Raw genomic sequence first — 21,828 nt, 5'->3', positions numbered from 1 at the left:
ATGAAAGTTTACCTTGCCGAACAACGCGGGGATTGTGGCGACAGCCTGTTGGCGACATCCCGTTACCGTCCTTTTATGGGTATCAGCATCAGCAACCGTGCCCTGCCACTGGCGGATAGCCTGACGATTTTGAAGTGGGCCTTACGCACCCCATCGCCAATTTTGCCTATCCTGATTGCCGACGAAATTGCCGTCATCAATTACAGGGCTTTTAAACGTCACGGCGGTGGCGGTTACGCCCAGAAAGTGCAACGGGATGCGCAATTGCACATCGGCCAATGGCAAGAAGCGGCGTCACAATTGCCGGCAGGGCAAGGCGAAAGGGTTCGTTTTGTGCGCTGGCCGGAAATCCTCACCCCCACGTATCGGCAGCAAATTGAAGTGGTGCGGGCGGAGTTCGCCCAAGGCGGGTTGCTGCAACAAACCATTTTTACGTTGGTGGAGAACTACATCCGTTCCACCGGCAAAACCGTCACTAGCCAACGTTGTTTCGATTTGGCTGAATACATCATCCAAGAATTGCCGTCGTTATTGTTTGGCATTGAAGTTGCCGGTATCCGCTACCAAACGCTCATTTACCCGACCCGCTATGCCAGCGATATGCAAGGCCTGGTGTTGGCGATACGCAGGCAAGCGGGTTTTGCAGGTTTGCGCTCCGCCTTGCAAAATAGCTATGTCCCCGAAGACGGCAAGCCGTTGGAAAATAGCAAAATCATCCAGTTTATCCTGTCGGGCCAGCGCTACGCCCCGCCGCCCGCCCCGCAACCGTCATCCGCCCAAGACCAGCAGGAAAACCATGAACGACTGGCCATTTCATAAGCTTGGCCGCAACCCACAACGGCCTTTGGCGGCGGCAGTGGCCATAGTGTTGGCTGCCACACTGGAAAATGCCGCCAGCGCGGCTACGGCTAACAGCGACGCCGACCTTGAGGATGAGCTGAAATTTCTGGCTGCCGAACGGCAAACTGTCGTCACCGCTTCGAAATTGCAGGAACGCGTCGAAAAGACCGTGGCGACCACCGCCGTCATCACCCAGGATGACATCCGCCATATCGGTGCGCGTAATTTGCTTGACATCTTGCGCGTGGTGCCGGGATTGGGCATCACCCAGTCCATGTTGGGGGTTAGGGAAATTGAAGTGCGGGGCGTAAAAACCCTGTTTTCGGAAAAAGTCCTGATCATGCTCAATGGCCACCCGCTGGACCATAACCTGCAAAACGCGGGCAGCACGTGGGTTTATGACGACCTGCCCGTAGACACCATCAAGCGCGTGGAAGTGGTGCGCGGGCCGGGGTCGGCGCTATATGGCGCCAACGCTTTTTTGGCGGTCATCAACATCATCACCCAAACGGCGAAAGATTTAAATGGCGTGCAGGCCTCAACGGGTTGGGGCAGTTTTGGCGCCCAACAATACCGGGCTTCGTGGGGTAAGCAGTACGATAACACGGCCGAAGCCGCCTTGCATTTCAACTACACCAGCACCGCCGGTATCGGCACGCCGGTTCCCCAGGACATTTTAAGCCAGCAAGGGCAAAATTCCCTCGCCCCCGGCAACAGCCAATTGCATGAAGGCCGCTATGATCTGGAATGGCATACCGGTTACCAGGGCTTTAAGCTGGACGGGCGTTATATCAGCAAGCGCACCGGGGCGTTTGTGGGCGCGGCCTTCGCGCTCAGTGACCAGACTGTCCAAAACTATGACAACTATTTCCTGCAACTGAGCCGCACTTGGCAGATTGCCGAGCGTTTCAGCATTGACACCCGTGTCTTCCACGACAGCTTTAACTTCGATAACTTGCTGCAATTAAAGCCCGATTTTTTCGAACATGTGGCCTTGGACAACCAACGTAACGGCGGGGAGGTGCAGGGCAATTACCGGCTTAGTGACGCACAGACGTTGATAGCCGGATTTTCCTACGCAGAAGACGCGCAATCCGGCATTGTGGACGAGGCGGGCAACACGGCGGGGCAATTGCAGGCCATACCGCCGTTTGGCAAAAGCCGCAACCGTGACCGCTGGGGGCTTTACGCCCAAGATGTCTGGGATATTGTCCCTAATTTGCGGGTGACCTTGGGTGCCCGGTACGACGAATACAATGACTTCGGCGGCACGTTCAACCCGCGCCTGGGTTTCAATTGGGAATTCATCAAGGATTATTCGCTGAAGTTTTCTTATGGCACCGCTTACCGCGCCCCGGCGTTTGGTGAATTGGACTTGATCAACAACCCCTTGCTGTCGGGCAACCCCAACCTGCGCCCGGAACAGGCGGAAACTTTTGAAACGGGGGTGGTCGCCCGTCCTCTGGCGGGCCTCACCACGCAAGCCATTTACTACCATACGGACATCAGCGACATCATTGGCCCGGTTCCTGGCCAAAACGCCTTGCTGCAATACACCAACAGCGGCAGCATGTTATCGGAAGGGGTGGAGCTGGAAAGCCGTTACGAATTTGACGGGAGCTTCCAAGGTTCTTACGTCGCCGCCAATGTGGTTTACCAGCATACCCTGCAAAATAGCTCGCAAGTCCCCGATGTGCCGCAAGCCCGTGCCAACCTGTTGCTGAACTGGGCCTTTGACAGCCATTGGAGCGCGTTCGGGCATGTCCTGATCAAAGATTCCACGCACCGCGGCATGGGGGACAGCCGTGCCGCGGTCCCTGGTTATGCCTTGGTCGACATGAGCCTGTTGGGGCAGCATTTTTTCTCCAAGCGGGTCGATATTAGCTTTACCATCTACAATTTATTTGATAAAACCTATTTCGACCCCGCCCCGGCCAGCATCCCAGGGGATTACCAACAAGCAGGAAGGGCGTATTTTGGACACATCAATGTGCGTTACTAACCACAAACTACAACCATGACCAGCAAGTATCCAGGCATTTTGCGGCGTTGGCGTCCCAGGGTGGCGGCGGTTTTGTCCGTGCTGGCCCTGATCACGTCCATCGTCACGGCGGCCACCACCGAAACGGTGTTTTTTTATAACCCTGAAAGCAGTGTCGACAACTTTGCCGCGTTAAAAGCCGAGTTTGACGACTATCTGTCAGCCCAAGGCGCGTACAGTTTCCAACCTTTTAGTGAGCGCGGCGCATTTGAAACCATGTTGGCGGACAAAGCCCAAGGGGTTTATCTGCTGTCCAGCTGGCATTACACGCAACTCAATGCCAAAACACCGTTGGAAGCGCGGTTGGTCGGGGTAGCCAAAGGCGAGCTCCAACAACGCAAAATTTTGAGTTCAAAAGACCTTGGCAGCGTGTCGGCATTGCCAGGTGCGACCATCGCTGGGGCAGGCAGCGAAGATTACTTGCGTAGCCAATTGCAGCAAATGTTGGGTGCCGAATATGCGGCGCTGCTACCGAAAATCAAACTGTTGAGCGTCCCCAAAGACCTGGACGCGCTGATGGCGGTCGGCTTTGGCGTGGCGACCGCGGCCATTTCTTCCGAAAGCAGTCTTGCCAAACTGGCGGTCATCAACCCCAAGCAGCATGCCCAATTAAAAACCCTGGCCAGTGGCGAAAAAAGCTTTTTTCTGATCGCCGCCGTCGCCAAACCCCAGCAAGGTGCGGAAATGCCGCTGCTCAAGGTTATCGAGACCATGCAACAGCAACCGGCCGGGGGGAAAAACCTAAAAATGCTGGGCTTGGATGGCTGGAAACGGATAGACACGCTGGACGCCTCCCTCACCAAACAATTGCGCTTGCCTTAACGCCATGTCATATCCTACCCTTTGCCGACCCCTGCTTAACGTTATGACCAAGCTTTTGGCCTTATTGCCATTTTTGGCGGTTTTTTGCTGCCCTATCGCCAGTACGGCGCAGGCGCAAGCCAAGATCCTGATCGTCAATTCCGACAACACCGTCCAGAAATACCAGCAAGTGAAGGATGCCTTCAAAGTGCAGATGACACCCCATGCCGGGCGTATCATTGATTTTGACGTGCAACAGGCCGGTCAGCCTGAGTTGCTGGAAAAATTGATCAAGGACGAAAGCCCCGACCTGATTTACAGCATAGGCTCGCAAGCTTACCAGCTCGCCACGCAGTTTGGCGGCAGCAAGCCCGTGCTGTTTTCCTCGGTCATCAATTGGCAACGTTTCCAGCGGGGCGGCAACAGTTATGGTGTCGCCAATGAATTGTCCTTGTCCCAAGAGTTGTCTTTGTTGCGCTATGTCTTGCCGAACCTACAACGCATCGGCGTGATTTACGACCCGCATTTCAGCGCCGAACGGATCGCCGACGCCCGCAACCAATGCCGCGAATTGGGCCTGACCTTGGTCGAACAGACCATTGATGAAGACCATCCGCTGGAACAGCATTTGGATGGCCTGTTGGACAAAATTGATGTGCTGTGGCTGATCGCCGACCCGGGTGTGTTGGCGGACCGCGCCACCGTCGAGAAAATTTTCACGGGCAGCAGCGAGCATAAAAAACCTGTCTACACCTACAGCGACGCGTTCATGAATTATGGCGCCAGCCTGGTCGTGGCGGCGGACACCCCGACGATGGGGCGGCAGGCGGCGAATATGGCGTTGGCCATTTTGCAGCGCGAACCCATCAAAGAAACGGTACAAACTCCGGCCGGATCACATATCACCCTGAACGCTTGCCAGTTGGGCAAACTCAAAAAGGATTACAACGCGGATGCCTTGGATGCCGTCAACCAATTGCTCGAATGCCATTGAATGTTGATGTTCTGGCGCGGCAGGCACAAGCAAGAAGCTAAAGGCAAGCCGCCTGCGTCGGCACTGTCCCCCCTCCCTCCGCAACCAGGATTGGACACGCCCTTGGCGCCGCCGCGCCAGCGGTGGGCAAACGGCAAACCCGCCAAGCCCCGCCATAGGAACAGCATCCGCAGGCAATTGCTGTCCACGATGGTCGGCCTGACGGTCGGCCTGGTGGTCACGCTCACCGCCATTGAATTGATGCTGCAACAACAGTCTTTGGAAACCGAGTTGTCCAAGCGCATTGACCTGATGAAAGCCAACTTGGTGGAACGTGGCACGGCGATGTCCAACCTGATGCTGACGCAGGTGGAAAATGATGTCGCCGCCTTCAATTTTTCCCATATCACCGAAAACCTGCACAACACCATCAAGGAATCGCCGTTGCTGGCTTACGGGATCCTGATGAACAGCGAGGGCGTGGCGTTTGTCCATACCAGCCATCCCGAATTGCAACAGGAAACCTTGCAAGATGCCTCCAGCCGTTATGCCCTGGCGCAACAGGTGTTGACCCACCGCGAATACCCCGCGCTCAATGTCACCGAATTCATCCTGCCGATACACTTTGGCAGCAAGCAATGGGGGGTGTTGCGTTTAGGCTTCACCATGGAGGAATTGCAAAAGGAAATTGCCCGTTCACAAGCCGATATTGCCGCCACGACCAGCAATATGATTGCGTCCACCGCCACCATCGCCTTGGTTTTTGTGTTGATCGGTTCCGGCATCGTGTTGGTGATCTCCACCGCCTTATCGCGTCCGCTGGTGCGCCTGACCGGGTCGGTCAAAGAATTGGCGCGGGGCAATTTTGACTTGGCGATGCAATTGCTGGACGAAAATGCCGTCAACAAACAAGCGCGCTTCAAAGCCGACGGCGAAATTGGCGAATTGGCCCACTCCTTCATGGAAATGGCCAACGAAATCCGCCAATCCCACTACAAACTGGCCGAATACAACCGTAACCTCGAAGAAAAAGTCAAAGAACGCACCCAAGAACTGGAACTGGCGAACGAGAAACTGAAAGAATTGGACCAAATGAAGACCAACTTCCTGTCCACCGTCTCCCATGAACTGCGCACCCCGTTGACCTCGGTCATGGGCTTTGCGCGTATCCTCCAGAAAAAGTTTGAAAGCACGCTGTTCCCGCCGCTATCGCAAAACGAAGACAAAAAAGTCCAGAAAGCCATGCGCCAAGTCATGGAAAATGCGCAAATCATCGTTGATGAAGGCGAACGCCTGACCACGCTTATCAACGATGTCCTGGACTTGGCAAAAATGGAAGCGGGGCGGGTCGATTGGAATATGCGCGAACTGCATATCGAAGACATCATCGACCGCGCGATTGCGGCAACCTCCGCACTGGTCGCCCACAAACCCGTGCAGCTGCGCAAAGATTTCGCCGCTGATTTGCCGCCGTTTGAAGGTGACCGTGACCGTCTGATCCAGGTGGTCATCAACCTGATTTCCAACGCCGTCAAATTCACCGACCAGGGCGACGTGACTTGCAGGGCGATGGCCAACGGGAACGAATTGGTGGTCAGCGTCACCGACAGCGGCTGCGGCATCAAACCCGAAGACCAGCCCTTGGTCTTTGAAAAATTCAAACAAGTGGGAGACACCTTGACCGACAAGCCTAAAGGTACTGGCCTGGGCTTGCCGATCTGCAAAGAAATCATCGAGCACCATGGCGGGCGTCTATGGTTGGAAAGCGAACTCAACGTGGGCAGCACCTTTTTGTTTTCGCTACCGCTACGGCAAGCACATGCTGGCGACACCACGGTCATGACCCAAGACGGGGAAGCCATCAACCTGGTCTGGCACACCAGCCAGGAAGCGTTGGCAAACGCGTTGCAAGCCGGGCTGGCACAAATGGCGGACATGGGGAAGCAAACCGCACAGAGCGTCCTGATCATTGACGATGACATGAACATCCGCCAATTCCTGCGCCAAGAGCTCAGCGCCGAAAATTACGACGTGCGTGAAGCCAGCAGCGGCACCGAAGGTCTGGCGATGGTCGCCGCGCAGCAACCTGGCCTCATCCTGTTGGATGTCAAAATGCCGCATTTGAACGGTTTTGAAGTCGCCGCCCGGTTGCACACCAACCCCGCCACTTTACATATCCCGATCATTTTGCATACCGTCGCCGAAGACAAGCTATTGGCCGAACAATTGGGCATAGACTGTTACCTGACCAAACCCGCAAAGGATTCGGAATTGCTGGAAGCGGTGCATCGCCTGCTGAAAACCCAAGCCCCGAAAAGGATACTGGTGTTTTTGGGCGGACCTGGCAGCCGCCATTGGGCCGAGTTGCTGGACAGTTACGGTTATGAAACCAAGCTTGCCGAGGATGCCGGACAAGGCATAGGCTGGGCGGCAACGTTTGCCCCGCATCTGGTCATCGCCCAAGCCACGTTCGCCGCCGACAACCATCTGCTGCACCGTTTGCGCGTTGATTTGGGGCTGGATCGGACTTTTTTCACGTTGTTGGATAATACGCCAACATCCTAAATTTAGTTTCTATACTTCAAAAGGGAGATAATTGCGCTTGTTTGAATTCAGTATCAATCGTAGGTCGGGTTACCGATAGCGTAACCCGACAAGCTATCGACCACAGAACTGCTAATCCGGACATCCCAAGCATGAACCCAGAAATTAAACTCAAACGCCTGTGCCAAAGGGGCAACGCCGCCAAACTCATCAAGCAATTCATCGCCGACCGGGCACGCCCGGTCGGCGTGTTGGATGCCAATGGCGAACTGCTGTTGGGCGACGCCAACGACAGCGCCCGCCAGCCAATTACCTTGGAGGGGCACACCCTGGGTTGGGTAAGTGGCGAAGCGGATGACGCGGTGTTGTTGGCGGCGTTTATCGGTTATATGGCGCAAAAGGAGTTGGAAGGGAAACTGCTCGCGCAAGAAACCCTCAGCAAATACAAAGAGCTGACGCTGTTGTACGAGTTGGGCGAGAAAATCGCCGCCTGCATGGACATAGACGAACTCGCCCGATTGGCTTTGGACGAAGCGGCACGCTTGTTGCCATCCGACCAGGACATCCATCTGGGCATATTGTTGGACGGGCAAGAAGCAGGGCAATTGACCGTGTGTGCCGGACATGGCGACGTGTTTCTGGCCGGGGAAAAATTATTGGCGATAGACGGCATCACCCAACAAGTGTTGGCTTCAGGCAATGCCGAAATCGTCAATAACGTCAGCCTAGACCCGCGTTACCAAACTGCCGCCGGCGTGTTAAAAGACATCCAGGCCATGTTGTGCGCACCGCTGAAAACCCGCGACAAGACCTTTGGCGTGCTGAGCGTGGTCAGCCGTACAAAGATTGATTTCAGTGCCGCCGAAGCCAAGGTACTGAACCTGCTGGCTTCGCAGGTCGCCGTGGCGATAGGGCGGGTGCATCTGATCCATGAACGTGTCGCCCAAGAACGTTTGCAAGAGTCGCTGAAACTCTCCCACAGCATCCAGATGGGCATGTTGTCCACCGCTTTCCCGCGCTTTCACGAAGGCCATCCGATTGATTTGTTTGCGTTCATGGAACCCGCCCGTGAAGTCAGCGGCGATTTTTATGATTTTTTCCATTTGGACAGCAAAACCCTGCTGCTGGTGATCGGCGACGTGTCCGACAAAGGCGTGCCCGCCGCGCTGTTTATGGTCATGGTGAAAACCCTGGTTCGCGCTATCGCCAAACAACACGCGCTGCCGCACCAAGTTTTGGCGGCGCTCAACCCCGAATTATGCCGCGACAACGAGGCGTCGATGTTTGTCACGTTGTTCCTGGCGACATTGGACTTGGACACTCATATCGTGACTTATAGCTTTGGCGGCCATAACCCGCCGCTGTATGTGTCCCGCTATGGTATCGTCTCCATGTTGCCCGGGGATTCCGGCACGGCCTTAGGCATCATTGACGGGGTCACGTTCAGCAGCCAGTCGATACAACTTAACCCTGGCGACAGCCTATTGCTCTATACCGACGGCATCAGCGAAGCCATGAACGAAAATTACGAGGCTTACGGTGAGCCGCGCTTATGCGATTTGCTGACCGGCTCCGCCCACAACAACGCCCAACAACTGGTGGAGGGCATCATCACCGATGTCAACACCTTTACTGGCGAGGCCGAGCAATCCGATGACATCACTTTGATGGCTTTGCAAATTAGCCAAGGCCAGAGGGTTCCCTAACGGGGCACCCAAAGGGCCGTCTGCGAAGGGCACGGCTGGTTGGGCACGAAGTGGAAAGCCCGAAAACACAAAACGAATATCCCACCTGATCCGATTCCGAATGGGCCATGTATGAACAGACACGACAACAACGCCGGGAGCATGGGCATCCCCTCCGATGATGGGTGGGATTTTTCAATGCTGTTGCCCAATGTGGTCGAGGCGTTGCCGGAACTGGCGGAGGCCGTGGAAATGTTTGGCCAGCAATCGGGTTGGACGGACGCCATCGTCATGCAAGTCAATCTGGTGCTGGAAGAATTGGTTGTCAATGCCATCACCAATGGTTACCCCGATGGCAGGGAAGGCCACATAGATGTCCGGATCAAAACCACGGCGGAAGCGGTCCATATCCGTATCACCGATGACGGCAATGCCTTCGACCCGTTTACGGTGGCGGCACCGGATTTGTCATTGGCGGTCGAGGATAGGCCTATCGGCGGTCTGGGCATCTATTTGGTGCGCAGCTATATGGACTATTGCGGTTACCAGTATGTCCAGCAACGCAATCAAGTGAGCCTGACCAAACGCCTGCCCTTATCGGTATAAATGCCGGGCCATCAGTTGTGCGTCTGCTAACACCCTAATTCCCATGACAAATTACATTCGTATTGCGGCCATTTTCTGATGATATGCGATACTATCCCGTCAGCCATATCCGCCCTCGAATTTGGCTTTTCCCCCCGTAACATGGCATTTTGAAAGACCTATTGATTATGAGCGAATCCAATAAGCGCATTGCCTTCTCCCTGTTCCTGGTTTTTATCGCCGCCGCCATCCAGCTTTGGTCTGACCGGCATAACCGCCATGCCGGCCCGTCCGTGGCGCAAACCATCGCCACTACGGCTATCCCTATCGCGATATTGCAGCACAGTTCCAACCCGATGATGGACGCAATCCGTCAAGGGGTTTTGGATGGGCTGCATAACCAGGGCTACACCGACGGGCAGAACTTGGCCATCACCACCTACAATGCCGAAGGCGACTTGCCCACCGGCAACCTGATGGCGCAAAAAATCACGGGCGGCGATTATAAGCTGGCGGTGTCCATTTCCACGGTGATGTTGCAGGCCTTGGCCAATGCCAACCGTAACGGGCGTGTGGCGCATGTGTTTGGCGCGGTCACTTCGCCTGTGGCGGCAGGAGTTGGCATCAAGTCCTTGGATAGCCTCGACAAACCGCCGTACCTGACGGGCATAGGCACGCCGCAGCCCGTCAAGGACATTTTCCGGGTGGCGAAACAGCTCAATCCGGCCTTAAAAACCGTCGGTGTGGTTTGGAACCCCGCCGAAGTGAACTCCGAGTTCTGTACCCAATTGGCGCGGGAAGTCTCGGCGGAATTGGGTCTGACCTTGTTGGAAGCCCCGGTGGAACAGGCCAAAGACGTGCGCGAAGCGGCGGAATCGTTGGTGGCGCGGGGTGTGGAAGCGTTCTGGACAGGCGGTGACGCCACCGTCAATGCGACCGTGGACAGTTTGACGGAAGTGGCCCGCAATGCGCGGATACCCGTGTTCTCCAATATTTCCGGCCATGCCAAACATGGCACTTTGTTCGATTTGGGCGCGGATTACCACGAAGTCGGGGAGGAAATCGGGCGCATCGCCGCAGAGGTCTTGGGTGGAGCCAATCCCGCCACCTTGCCGGTCAAGGATTATGTGCCCAAGCGCATTATGCTGAACGAACAAACGCGTGGCGGCTTGCGTGACCCTTGGCAATTCACCCAGGATTTGTACGCCCAAGCCGACACGGTCATTGACAAAAACGGGGTGGAAACAAGGCCGAATAAAACCAATGCCACCGTGCCTTTGGCAGCCGCCCCGATTGCCTTACAAGCCGGGCGGACATATAAAGTCGGCTTGGCCTATTTCGCACCGGAACCCGGGATAGATTCGGTGCTGGCGGGATTGCGGGAAGGCCTGGAAGTGTTGGGTTTGGAAGAAGGCCGCAACCTATCCTTCCGGGCCATGCACGCCCAAGCGGAAATCGCCCAGATCCCGACCATGGGGCAAGTGCTGGACAGCAGCGATGTGGATGCCATACTGACCTTGACCACGCCCGTGTTGCAAGGCGTGGGCATGATGGTCAAACATAAGCCCGTGGTGTTCACTTATGTCACCGACCCGCTGGCGGCAGGGGCCGGGAAGGATTTTAACAAACATTTGCCCAACCTGACCGGCATCGGCTCTTTCCCGCCTGTTGAGGACATGCTAAACCTGACCCGCAAAGTCTTGCCCAAGGTGCGTTCCCTAGGCACACTATACAATCCCAGTGAAGCCAATTCGGTCAAAGTTGCGGACGTGTTGCGTGAGCTATGCCGTAAGGCCGGCATCACCTTAGAGGAAGTGCCGATCAACACCACGGCGGAAGTCATCCAAGGGGCGCAGGCGATGGTGGCGCGTAAGGTCGGGGCGATAGTGTCGGTGGGCGACAACACGATGTACCAGGCCGTGGATGCCATCGCCAAGGTTGCCAAGGATGCAAATATCCCGTTGATCTTGGACCAGCCGGAATTTATCGGCCATGACGCCCTGATGGTGGTCGGTGTCGATTATAAGGAAAGCGGGCGCGCCGCCGCCGAACCCTTGGCGCAAATACTGAACGGGGCCAAACCTGCGGCTATCCCGTTCCGCAATGTCAGTAAAAAGTCGATTTTGCTGAATGAAGGCATGGCAAAACAGCTACATATTACCTTCCCCGATGAGTTACGCGCCCTGGCGGCACCCGCCGCCACAGCAGCCAAGGCGACACCGCCCAACCAACCCTTAAGCCATACCTGGAAGATCAAGCGTATGCTCTATGTGGAATCGCCGCCCGCAGAAGATGCCGTACGGGGCATTGACGACGGTTTCAAAGCCGCTGGCTTGCAGGCGGGGCGTGATTTTGTGATGAGTGACGCATCGGCGCAAGGCGATATGAGCATCCTGTCCGGGCTTGCGGACGCCGTGGGCAGTGACGGCACTGAACTGTTGATGACCCTGTCCACACCGACCTTGCAAACCGTGTTGCACAAGGTCAAAAAAATCCCCATCGTGTTCACCTTCGTCGCCGATCCGGTGGTCGCCGGGGCGGGCAAAGACGACACCCATCATCTGCCCAATGTCACGGGCGTTTATACGTTGGCGCCTTTTGAAGAAATGGTGCAATTGTTAAAACAGTATTTTCCGGCGATACATAGCGTCGGCAGCTTGTTCACCCCTGGCGAGGACAATTCGGTCCACAACATGGAGGTCTTTGAACAAGCCGCCACCCGTCATGGGCTTACGGTGAGCAAGCTGCCGGTCAATTCCGCTAGCGAACTGCCCAACGCCGCTTTGGCGATGGCCAGCCAGCCGATTGATGCCTGGGTGCAAACGCTGGACAACCAAATGGTCGCGGGTTTCACCGCCATCGCCCAAGCGGCATTACGCGCCAAAAAACCCTTGTTCACGTTTACCGAATCGGGGGTGGAACAAGGGGCCGCCGTGGCTTATACCATGGACTATTACCAAGCGGGTTTTGATGCCGCACTGAAAGCCGCCGAAGTCATGCGCGGCAAAGCGCCCGGCGACATCCCGTTTTCCAAGCCCGGCAAAATCAGCCTGATCATCAGCGAGGCCCATGCCAAGGCCTTGCAATTGCCCTTGCCCGCCGAACTTGTCAGTAAAGCTGACAAGCGTTTAGGCCATTAGCCATACATCCACAAGAGGACGCAAATGGACATTACCACCCAACTTGACGGCGATGAAATGCGCATCGCTTTGAACGGGAGGCTTGATGCCGCCTGGAGCAATGCCGTCAACAAGACCTTGCAAGACGCCATCCGTGGCGGTTCCCACCGGATCGCGCTGGATTTGTCGCAAGTCAGTTATCTGAGCTCCGCCGGCATCCGCGTGCTGGTGTTGTTGGTCAAAAGCCTCAAGGGCATAGGCGGCACATTAAGGCTGATCGACCCGTCCCCGGCGGTCAGCGAAGTGTTGAAACTGGTCGGGTTTAGCCAACTGCTGGACACGGCGCCTACGCCAGCAAGCCCTAGCTTAAAACCGGCCGGCCCATCCCCCGCTAAAGCCGACGCCCAACCTGAACCCCGCCCCGTCAAACTGGCAGGCCAGGATTTTGTCGCCTACACCTTGGATGCGGGCGCTAGCCAACAAGGCGTGGTGATGGAAAAAAACGCCACAGTGCATCCGCAGGCCATCACAGTGCCCGAAGGCGCCTGGGTGATCGGCCATGGGGCCTTGGGTGGTACCGATAATGCCGGACGGGCGGGGGAATTGCTCGCCGTGTCCGGTTTGGCAATCAGCCTGCCGGGCGATGACCCCGAACATCCCGACTGGATGCAGCAAGAAGGCGGGCTTATCCCTGAAGTCAGCCTGTTGCACGGGCTGAAAGCGGCGGGCGGTTTCCGCTACCTGCTACGCTTTGGCGAAACGCCCGGAACGCCGCCGCTACGCTTGGGGGAATTGGCGCAGGCCGCGTTGGAAGCGTGCGCCAGCGACACCGTGTCATTCGTGCTGGTTGCCGAAGCGGCGCATCTGATCGGCGCCGCATTGCAAGTCCCGCCCGACCCGGACGGCGACGATTTTTTCGCTTTCCCGTCCATCCGTGACCGTTTGTTGTTTACTGCCGAACCCGCCTATACCGGGGAGACGTGTTTGATCGTTGGGGTGGCCGCCCGTAACCCGCCGCCCAGGCTGGCGACGCAAACACGCCCCAACGCGGCGGGCAGCGAATTGTCCCTGCACGCCCATGCCTGTGTCGTCCCTTTTAGTCCGGTGCGCAAGGGTTTTATCGGTTTGCCGGAAACCTTAGGACGCTTATTGGAAACGCAGACCTTGCGCGGCGTGTTGCATCTGCTGAATGATGACCGCGAAGGCGTGGGCGCGGGTGAAAGTTATTTGTGGCGGGGAGCGTTATGGTGCGCCCCGGTCAACTTCAACGCTGAGGGCTCCGTATGACATTATTGATAGGTGCATTAACTCTGGGCATTATCCTCGCGCTGCTGGCGTTAGGGGTGTATATTTCCTACCGGATCTTCGACATTGCCGACATCACCGTCGACGGTTCGCTGACCTTTGGCGCGGCGGTCGCCAGCGTCTTGCTGGTCAAACACGGCGTCCACCCGCTGTGGGCATCCGGCGCCGGATTTGCGGCGGGCGCGGTGGCGGGTTCGGTCAGCGGCATTTTGCAGACCCGTTTCCGCATCAACCCCTTGCTGGCGGGGATTTTGGTGATGACCGCTTTATATTCGGTCAACTTGCATGTCATGGGGCGCAGCAACATCCCGTTCCTGGGCACGGTGACTTTGTCCACGTATTGCGAACAATGGGGCGCCAAGGTGTTCGGTGCGCCGGAGACGGATTTATGGGGCTGGACGGTTTCCAGCGCCGACTTGACCATGCTGATATTGATGATGGCGCTGGTGGGCCTGATCGCCGTGGCCTTGTGGGCTTTCCTGCGCACCGACATCGGCACCGCGATGCGGGCGTCCGGGGATAACCCGCAAATAGTCCGGGCCTTGGGCGGCAATGTCGAAAACTACCGTATTTTCGGCCTGGCGGTGTCCAATGGCCTGGTCGGTTTGGCCGGAGCCTTATGGGCGCAATACCAAAACTTCGCCGACGTGCAAATGGGCATCGGCATGGTGGTGTGGGGCTTGGCGAGCGTGATCATCGGCGAAGCCTTGACGGGGGCGTCCAGCGTCGGGGTCGCCATCGTCGGCACGATCATCGGTTCGATATTGTTCCGGCAATTGGTTGGCATTGCCTTGTCGTTCGGCCTCAACCCCAATGACCTGAAGCTGGTCACCGCCGCTTTCGTGTTCGCCGCACTCATCCTGCCCGATATGATGGGCAAACTTTCCGCCCGCAAAGCGCAGGGGGCCGCATGAGCGCCCATAGCCAAACCACCGTGGCCTCCCAACTAGACCGTCCCTTAGTCCGTTTGAGCCAAGTCTACAAAACGTTCCATGCCGGGACTGTCAACGAAGTGCGGCCCATGCGCGGCGTCAATTTGGAGATTGCCGAAGGCTCGTTTGTCATCGTCCTGGGCGGCAACGGTTCCGGCAAGTCCACCTTGCTCAACGCCATCGCCGGCAGTTTTGCCATTGATGCCGGACGTATCGAATTGGACGGGCATGACGTCAGCGCGTGGCCGGAACACCGGCGGGCCGCGCTGATCGGCAGGGTTTTCCAAAACCCGTTTTCCGGCACTGCGCCGAACATGTCGATACTGGACAATTTCTCGCTGGCCGCCAAACGCGGCAAATTCCGAGGGCTGGGCTGGGCGCACACGCGGGCTTTGCGGGATGACTTGTCCGACCGCGTCCGCGAATTGAAAATGGGCTTGGAAGACCGTTTGGACAGCGCCATCGGGTCTTTGTCCGGCGGGCAGCGCCAGGCCTTGACCTTGCTGATGGCGACCTGGCTCAAGCCCAGGTTGCTGCTGCTGGATGAACACACCGCCGCGCTAGACCCGAAAAGCGCCGACCAAGTGATCGCGCTGACTGACCGGATCATCGCCCGCGAAGGCCTGACCACGCTGATGGTGACGCATTCCATGCAGCAAGCCGTCAACCTCGGCGACCGCATCGTCATGATGCACAGCGGCAATGTCCTGCATGATTTCAATGCCGAGCAAAAACGGCGGCTACGCGTCGATGATTTGTTAGGACGCTTTGAAAACGTGCGCCGCCGCGAATTGCTGGATGAAAGCGCGGCGGAATTGCTGCGTTCGCGTTATATTTAACCCATTTACCGAACTTAATACCCACGACACACTATGAGCAAAAAAATCCTGATTACCGATGACGAACCCCATATCCGCATGTTGCTGGAGCAGACCTTGGAAGAGCTGGAAGATTATGATGTCGAGTTTTTCCTTGCCGAAAACGGTGAAGAAGCCCTGGAAATTATCCAGGAAGAAAAACCCGGTCTGGTGCTTTTGGATGTCATGATGCCGAAAATGAACGGCTTTGAGGTGTGCCGGACTGTCAAGCAAGAATGGGGCATGGACGATGTCTTCATCATCATGCTGACCGCCAAAGGCCAGGAATACGATAAGGAGAAAGGCAAGGAAGTCGGGGCCGACATGTATATCACCAAGCCCTTCAACCCTGATGAAATCGTGGCGCATGCGGTCAAGGTGCTGGGCATTGAACTGGATTGAGTGGATCCATATCTCGTATCCCCGCAGCGCCACACAGCCTTAAGTTAAGAGTTTAATCCACGAAACGATATTGAAAACCACGACGGCAATACCCTCATTTAATCCGCTATTTGGAAAATCAAGGTTTGTAAAAATGACCCAGAAAACAAAGATTGAACCAGCACCAGTAGACGATAATGGTTATAGTCCAAACCACCCCACTAACCGTTTTGACACACCTGATGCGTGGACTAAGGTGGGCTATGATGCAGGTGCTAATTTACCAGACAGTGATTTTGAAATTGTCACACTGACTAAAGATTCCGAGAGTGGAATTTTTGATGCGGCTACAAATAGTCCAACATCAGAAAGATTAACTGGCGGTATACCCCAAGCAATTGATAAATTATTGGGAGTAGACACAGGGAATATCGAATCTTCTCTGGCACAAAATTCTGCAAATATTGCGAATCTACCTATAGCCTTTACAACAGGCAGGATTAGCGACATTGAATACGCCCTAATGGCTGGGGATGCTTATCTCTCAACGCGTAATCCGGCTAACCGATTTCCAGTGCCTGATGGGTGGGGGTTGGTGGGTTATTATGTTGATGCAAATGCCCCTGGAAGCGGTTTTGAAGCCTCTGCGTTTTCAAATGGCACAGACATTGTCATTTCCTATGCGGGCACTTATTCGGAAGATTTGCTTGGTGATGTAGCCGCTGATGTCGCTTTAGGCACGGGAAATATGTCCGAACAGTTAAAACTGGCGGCGAAATTCTATATAGAAACCATAAAAGCGCACCCTGACACAAACATATCATTTACTGGCCATTCGCTGGGTGGCGGATTAGCTTCGCTGATGGCGGTGTTCTTCAACAAAACAGCCGTCACTTTTGATCAGGCCCCATTCCATGCTGCCGCTAGTTTCTATATTGCCAATGGAGAAATCATTGATCAAGGTTACATCAATGCCCAGATATTGGTGTCTTATTTACAGGCTGAATATCCATCAGAACCGTCACTTTCAACTTGGCTAGAACCACTGGCTAGTTACTCTTATCTTGGTGGTTTTCTTGCTGAGAGACAAACCAATATCACTGATATTACTGTAGATGGTGAATTTTTATCTGTGGACTGGTTAAATCTTATTGTCTCAAGAATAGGCTCTGAACTGCCACCCTTAGAACATGGTGACACTGATGTTGGGGGAAGTAACCTGCATTCCCAAGCATTGCTCACGGCATTTTTGCAAAGTAAGAAAAACTCACCATTTCAGCATTCTTTCGGTGATGTCACCTTTAAACTAGTCGATTTAATCGGGTTAATTTTTAATGGTGATTTGTATAACAACCCTACAGACCAGCCAAATGAAAACTTTCTTGAGCGTCTTGTCCGCCATGAATTTGGCAATGCCCCTTCAGTCGGCAGTGTCATACCTGACGACGATATGCTTACCCGCTTTACCACAGACTTATGGAAAATTGCCCAAGATGGTGGCTTGACCTTAAAGAATTTCACTTTACTGGATTACATAGACAATCTTGGAATATCACACTTTATCTCAAAGGCGTTGATTGCCGATAGTCTTATAGCCTTTGCCATGCAAAAGTATTATTACGATGACAGCGGCGATAAAAATTCGGTGTTGTTTACTGATGTTCAAGGCGGTATTCGATTCGACATCAATGATGTGGCAAGCACACTAGATGCTGTTAAAGGCTATAACCTTTACTTTAAAGCCTATATTGCAAACGGCTTTACGATTGACGAACAAATACTCATTAACAGTGTTCTGACTTACCTGCGTGACTGGTATGTGCAAGCGGGTGTCAATCCTTTGGTTGTGGGCGACACCCTTAACCGCGGGGCTTTCCTGCTGGGCGGAGCGGGTCAGGATAAGCTCACGGGCGGTAGCGGCGATGACGTGTTAATTGGCAATGGGGGTGACGACACCCTGTCGGGAGGCGCAGGTAACGACATACTGATTGGTGGGGCAATTGATAATGACACCGCCGTTTATGGTGCGTGGTCAACGTACACGATAACAGGCAACGCAGCCAACGCAACAATAACCGATTTGACGGGTACTAACGGCATTGACACCCTCAGCAACATTAAGACCTTAATGTTTAACGATGTCATTTTGACTATAGAGGAGGCCATCAACGATGCGCCTGTAGGAGTATCGGACAATAACGCCAGCGATTCAGTTATCGAGGCTGGGGCATATGGAGTCGGTGACAGTATTGCAACGGGCAATGTGCTAACTAACGACACCGATGCCGATAGCACTTTAGGGTTAGGTGAAACCAAAAGCGTAAAGGCCGTCAACAATCAGGGCAGCAATGTCGGCATAGCCGTAGCTGGTCTCTATGGCAGCCTTACCTTATTAGCCGATGGCAACTTTACCTATACGCTAGATAACACTAAGGCATCAACTAATGGGTTATCGGCAGGGCAAACCGTTACCGATACCTTCTCTTATACGGTTGTCGACGCCCACGGCGCAAGCAGTAACCCGATTACGTTGGCTGTTGATATTTCTGGTAGTAACGACGCACTTACGTTTTCTACGCTCGCGACTGGTTTCAGTGACATAACTGCCCTCGCGGTTGATAGCGTCGGCAACGTCTATGTAAAAGATAATAATGCGTTCATGGAAATTGCAGTACGCCACCACACGGTAACGACTTTGCTTGCACCACTGTCTACATATATTACTAGCATAGCAGTTGATAGTAAGGGCAGCATTTATGTGGCAGACCCAATTGATAAGGTGCTATTCAAAATCGCGCCAGGTAGCTCCAAGGCGGAAATCCTACTCTATACTGGTGGCAACTATACTGCGGTTGACAATGCTGGAAACCATTATATCCATACATTGGCACTTTCTTCGGCGATTTCCAATATTGCCATAAGCGGGTTAGTTCTTCTCGCCAATGGTCCTAATAGAGTTAGCATTGGAAGTATCAACGGAATCGCAATTGACAGTGCTGATCACACCTACATGGCAGATTCATTAGCAGGCTCAATTTTGGGGACAGCGTCAGCGAGATACCAACTGCTTTATGGCTTGAGTTCTCCCCAAGGGGTTGCAGTTGATGGGGCGGGTAATGTCTATGTCGCTGATAGCGGAAACCATGCTATCAAAGAAATCATAGGTGGTATCTTCGGCAGTCGCACGGTAATTACATTACTTTCTGGCATGTATACAGCCCCAATTGGGGTTGCAGTAGATAGATCCGGTAATGTCTTTGTTGCCGATATTTATAACGGCCAAAACATAATTGTGAGAATCGCTGCCATTAGCCATACAGTGACAACAATATCGATAGGTACAAATCAGGCATATGTACCTATAGCAGTGGATAACGTAGGCAACGTCTATTATGGTGATAATGTTACCCATACCGTCAAAAAAATTACGAATTTTCCTACCGACAGTAGCCAAATCCCTACCGACGTAACTATCAACATGGGCAGCATTAATGAAAATGTTGCGGATAACAGCATCGTGGGCACGTTGAGCAGTATAGCCCCTTATACTGGCAACACGTTTATTTACAGCTTAGTCAGCGGCACGGGCAGCGCTGACAACAATGCGTTCACTATATTCGGAAACCGACTGAAAATTAATAACTCCCCTGACTTCGAAACCAAAGCCAGTTATAGCATCTTGGTGCGGACAACTGACCAAGGCGGTTTATTCTTTGATAAGGCGTTGACTATCAGCGTTAACAATATTAACGAAACGCCAATCCTTAAAACGCCAACCACGATTAACTACACCGACACAGTCTTTGATGATAGCTTCGCTACTGCTACCGGATCGTTAGTGGCTAGTGATGTTGATGGCAATACCCTATCTTACGGCATTATTGGTGGTACGGATGATGGTAAGGGTTTCATCAGTAGAAACAGCGCTTTTGGTGTGTTGACAGTGGCTAAGGCTACAGGGGCTTATAGCTTTGTGGCAAACGATGCCAAAATTGAGTTGTTGGCAGCCGATACCAGCGTTAGCTTTACGGTTGTCGTAAGCGATGGTGTTCTGAACAATACTAAGACATTGTCCATTAAAATTACCCAAAATGGCACGACTGAATCCATAGGCAATGATACGTTGATGGGTACGGTGGTTAATAACAAATTTGATGGCTTAGCCGGCAATGATCTCATTAACGGTTTAGCAGGTGCTGACATCATGCGGGGAGGCTTGGGTAATGATTCTTATGTTGTCGATAACAAGGGTGACGACGTCATTGAGACATCAACCCTAGCAGCTGAAATAGATACTGTTGACAGCTCCATTAGCTTTACCTTGGCCGCTAATGTCGAGAATCTGAACCTTACAGGAAACCTAGCAATTAATGGCATAGGAAACGCGCTCAAAAATGTCATAACTGGCAATGCCGCCGCCAACACGATAAACGGTGATTTAGGGGCAGATCAACTGATTGGTGGCTTGGGTAACGATTACTATGTTGTTGATAATAAAAGTGACTTGGTTATTGAGACATCGGCCTTGGCAACAGAAATTGATACCGTGAATAGTTCTATCAACTACACCTTAACCGCTAATGTCGAAAACCTCACCTTGTCAGGCATCGCCGCCATTAACGGCACGGGTAATGCTCTTGCCAACACCCTGACGGGCAACACCGCCAACAATATTCTCAATGGCGGTTTGGGTGGGGATACGCTGAAAGGCGGGGCGGGTAATGACACCTATGTTGTCGATTCCGCCAACGACAAAGTGTCAGAAAAAGTCATTGAAGGCACGGACACGGTGCAAAGTGCTATTAGCTGGGTGCTCGGCGCCCAACTTGAAAATTTGACCCTGACCGGAAATGCCGCGATCAATGCGACAGGCAACAGTTTTGGCAATACCCTGACGGGCAATAATGGCAATAACATCCTAGACGGTGGTTTGGGTTCAGACGTGCTAAATGGCGGGGCGGGTGATGACACTTATGTTGTCGATTCCGCCAACGACATCGTGTCTGAAAAGGCCAGTGAAGGTACAGATACCGTGCAAAGTGCCATTAGCTGGACGCTAGGTGCCCAACTCGAAAACTTGACCTTAACCGGGAATGCCGCGATCAATGCGACAGGCAATAGTTTTGGCAATATCCTGACGGGCAACAATGGCAATAACATCCTAGACGGTGGTTTGGGATCGGATGTATTAAATGGTGGCGCTGGAGTGGACACCCTAACGGGCGGCGCGGCTCGTGACACGTTTGTTTTGGGCAGCGCAATCGGTAACGGCGGTGACAAAGTGTTGGATTTTCTATCTGGCACTGACAAACTGCAATTTTTGGATGGCACAAACGGCCTTAAAATCGGCAACGGTGACCATGTTATTAACAATGCCGCACTCATCAATGGGCATGGTGGTTTTTCCAACTTGGCAGAACTAGTGATTGTGATACCTAATATTATCGGAGCCATTTCCGCCGTTAAAGCCGCTGTGGACATCGGCAATGCCGCCAGTAACTTTGCGTTGGGTGATACCCGCATCTTTGTCGTGGACAATGGCTTGGATACGGCCTTGTACCTGTTTAAATCAGCGGGTGCGGATGCCGTGGTCAGCAACACGGAACTGACACTGATCGGTACGTTGCAAGGCACAGCGCAAACGGGGCTGATAGATTATCAGTTTGCCTGAACGGGCGTTAATTGCACGGAGAGATGTAGTCAGCTTGGCAGGTAAAGAAGCCAATGAAAAAACGCGATCCGGGCTTGTTCTAGGTCGCGTTTTT

The 21,828-nt window shown here is 53.9% G+C and carries 13 protein-coding genes; all 13 read left to right on the top strand.

Translation table 11 applies throughout. The annotated features are described in order from the left end of the window. The 13 genes from METMI_RS0100285 to METMI_RS25170 all read left to right on the top strand — a co-directional run bounded on the left by METMI_RS0100285 (window position 1) and on the right by METMI_RS25170 (window position 21,734). Entirely contained in the window at window positions 1–819 is an 819-nt protein-coding gene (locus METMI_RS0100285) for a hypothetical protein (RefSeq protein ID WP_019864150.1), read from the top strand. Beyond that, window positions 797–2,842: a TonB-dependent receptor plug domain-containing protein gene (locus METMI_RS0100280; RefSeq protein WP_019864149.1), complete on the top strand. Its 2,046-nt coding sequence runs from the start codon at window positions 797–799 to the stop codon at window positions 2,840–2,842. Before METMI_RS0100285 ends, METMI_RS0100280 begins: the two co-directional genes overlap by 23 nt. 15 nt (window positions 2,843–2,857) lie before the next feature. Beyond that, window positions 2,858–3,703, top strand: a complete 846-nt coding sequence (locus METMI_RS0100275) for a hypothetical protein (protein WP_019864148.1) — start codon at window positions 2,858–2,860, stop codon at window positions 3,701–3,703. Window positions 3,704–3,746: 43 nt separating this feature from the next. Next, complete coding sequence (locus METMI_RS0100270) at window positions 3,747–4,676, top strand: ABC transporter substrate binding protein (protein ID WP_019864147.1); 930 nt, start codon at window positions 3,747–3,749, stop codon at window positions 4,674–4,676. Further along, window positions 4,677–7,220, top strand: coding sequence for an ATP-binding protein (locus tag METMI_RS25180; protein ID WP_019864146.1), 2,544 nt, complete (start codon window positions 4,677–4,679; stop codon window positions 7,218–7,220). 131 nt (window positions 7,221–7,351) lie between these two features. Next, complete coding sequence (locus tag METMI_RS25175) at window positions 7,352–8,905, top strand: PP2C family protein-serine/threonine phosphatase (RefSeq protein ID WP_019864145.1); 1,554 nt, start codon at window positions 7,352–7,354, stop codon at window positions 8,903–8,905. Window positions 8,906–9,016: 111 nt separating this feature from the next. Then, window positions 9,017–9,490 (top strand): ATP-binding protein, encoded by a 474-nt coding sequence (locus tag METMI_RS0100255; protein ID WP_019864144.1) that lies wholly within the window; start codon window positions 9,017–9,019, stop codon window positions 9,488–9,490. Between the two features lie 167 nt (window positions 9,491–9,657). Beyond that, window positions 9,658–12,609, top strand: coding sequence for an ABC transporter substrate-binding protein (locus METMI_RS0100250; protein ID WP_019864143.1), 2,952 nt, complete (start codon window positions 9,658–9,660; stop codon window positions 12,607–12,609). A 24-nt stretch (window positions 12,610–12,633) separates the two neighbouring features. After that, on the top strand, window positions 12,634–13,875 hold the full coding sequence (locus METMI_RS0100245; protein WP_019864141.1) for an STAS domain-containing protein: 1,242 nt from the start codon (window positions 12,634–12,636) through the stop codon (window positions 13,873–13,875). Continuing rightward, window positions 13,872–14,807, top strand: coding sequence for an ABC transporter permease (locus tag METMI_RS0100240; protein WP_019864140.1), 936 nt, complete (start codon window positions 13,872–13,874; stop codon window positions 14,805–14,807). Before METMI_RS0100245 ends, METMI_RS0100240 begins: the two co-directional genes overlap by 4 nt. Beyond that, window positions 14,804–15,664: an ABC transporter ATP-binding protein gene (locus tag METMI_RS0100235; RefSeq protein WP_019864139.1), complete on the top strand. Its 861-nt coding sequence runs from the start codon at window positions 14,804–14,806 to the stop codon at window positions 15,662–15,664. The genes METMI_RS0100240 and METMI_RS0100235 overlap by 4 nt, the downstream gene beginning before the upstream one ends. A gap of 33 nt (window positions 15,665–15,697) precedes the next feature. Then, a complete protein-coding gene (locus METMI_RS0100230) occupies window positions 15,698–16,084 on the top strand; it encodes a response regulator transcription factor (protein WP_019864138.1) in 387 nt (128 codons plus the stop codon). Between the two features lie 133 nt (window positions 16,085–16,217). Continuing rightward, the gene (locus METMI_RS25170; RefSeq protein ID WP_083930122.1) at window positions 16,218–21,734 is read left to right on the top strand and encodes a VCBS domain-containing protein; all 5,517 of its coding nucleotides are present in this window, start codon (window positions 16,218–16,220) and stop codon (window positions 21,732–21,734) included. Window positions 21,735–21,828 lie beyond the last annotated feature (94 nt).

It is taken from the genome of Methylovulum miyakonense HT12 (genome assembly GCF_000384075.1).
GTDB classification, from domain to species: domain Bacteria; phylum Pseudomonadota; class Gammaproteobacteria; order Methylococcales; family Methylomonadaceae; genus Methylovulum; species Methylovulum miyakonense.
Note: the sequence above shows the minus strand (reverse complement) of the source record. Positions and strands in the feature narration are given on the sequence as shown.

Bases quoted from the DNA above. Each gene is read 5' to 3' on its own strand.
- METMI_RS0100285 (WP_019864150.1), top strand. From the start codon at position 1: ATGAAAGTTTACCTTGCCGAACAACGCGGGGATTGTGGCGACAGCCTG.
- METMI_RS0100280 (WP_019864149.1), top strand. From the start codon at position 797: ATGAACGACTGGCCATTTCATAAGCTTGGCCGCAACCCACAACGGCCT.
- METMI_RS0100275 (WP_019864148.1), top strand. From the start codon at position 2,858: ATGACCAGCAAGTATCCAGGCATTTTGCGGCGTTGGCGTCCCAGGGTG.
- METMI_RS0100270 (WP_019864147.1), top strand. From the start codon at position 3,747: ATGACCAAGCTTTTGGCCTTATTGCCATTTTTGGCGGTTTTTTGCTGC.
- METMI_RS25180 (WP_019864146.1), top strand. From the start codon at position 4,677: ATGTTGATGTTCTGGCGCGGCAGGCACAAGCAAGAAGCTAAAGGCAAG.
- METMI_RS25175 (WP_019864145.1), top strand. From the start codon at position 7,352: ATGAACCCAGAAATTAAACTCAAACGCCTGTGCCAAAGGGGCAACGCC.
- METMI_RS0100255 (WP_019864144.1), top strand. From the start codon at position 9,017: ATGAACAGACACGACAACAACGCCGGGAGCATGGGCATCCCCTCCGAT.
- METMI_RS0100250 (WP_019864143.1), top strand. From the start codon at position 9,658: ATGAGCGAATCCAATAAGCGCATTGCCTTCTCCCTGTTCCTGGTTTTT.
- METMI_RS0100245 (WP_019864141.1), top strand. From the start codon at position 12,634: ATGGACATTACCACCCAACTTGACGGCGATGAAATGCGCATCGCTTTG.
- METMI_RS0100240 (WP_019864140.1), top strand. From the start codon at position 13,872: ATGACATTATTGATAGGTGCATTAACTCTGGGCATTATCCTCGCGCTG.
- METMI_RS0100235 (WP_019864139.1), top strand. From the start codon at position 14,804: ATGAGCGCCCATAGCCAAACCACCGTGGCCTCCCAACTAGACCGTCCC.
- METMI_RS0100230 (WP_019864138.1), top strand. From the start codon at position 15,698: ATGAGCAAAAAAATCCTGATTACCGATGACGAACCCCATATCCGCATG.
- METMI_RS25170 (WP_083930122.1), top strand. From the start codon at position 16,218: ATGACCCAGAAAACAAAGATTGAACCAGCACCAGTAGACGATAATGGT.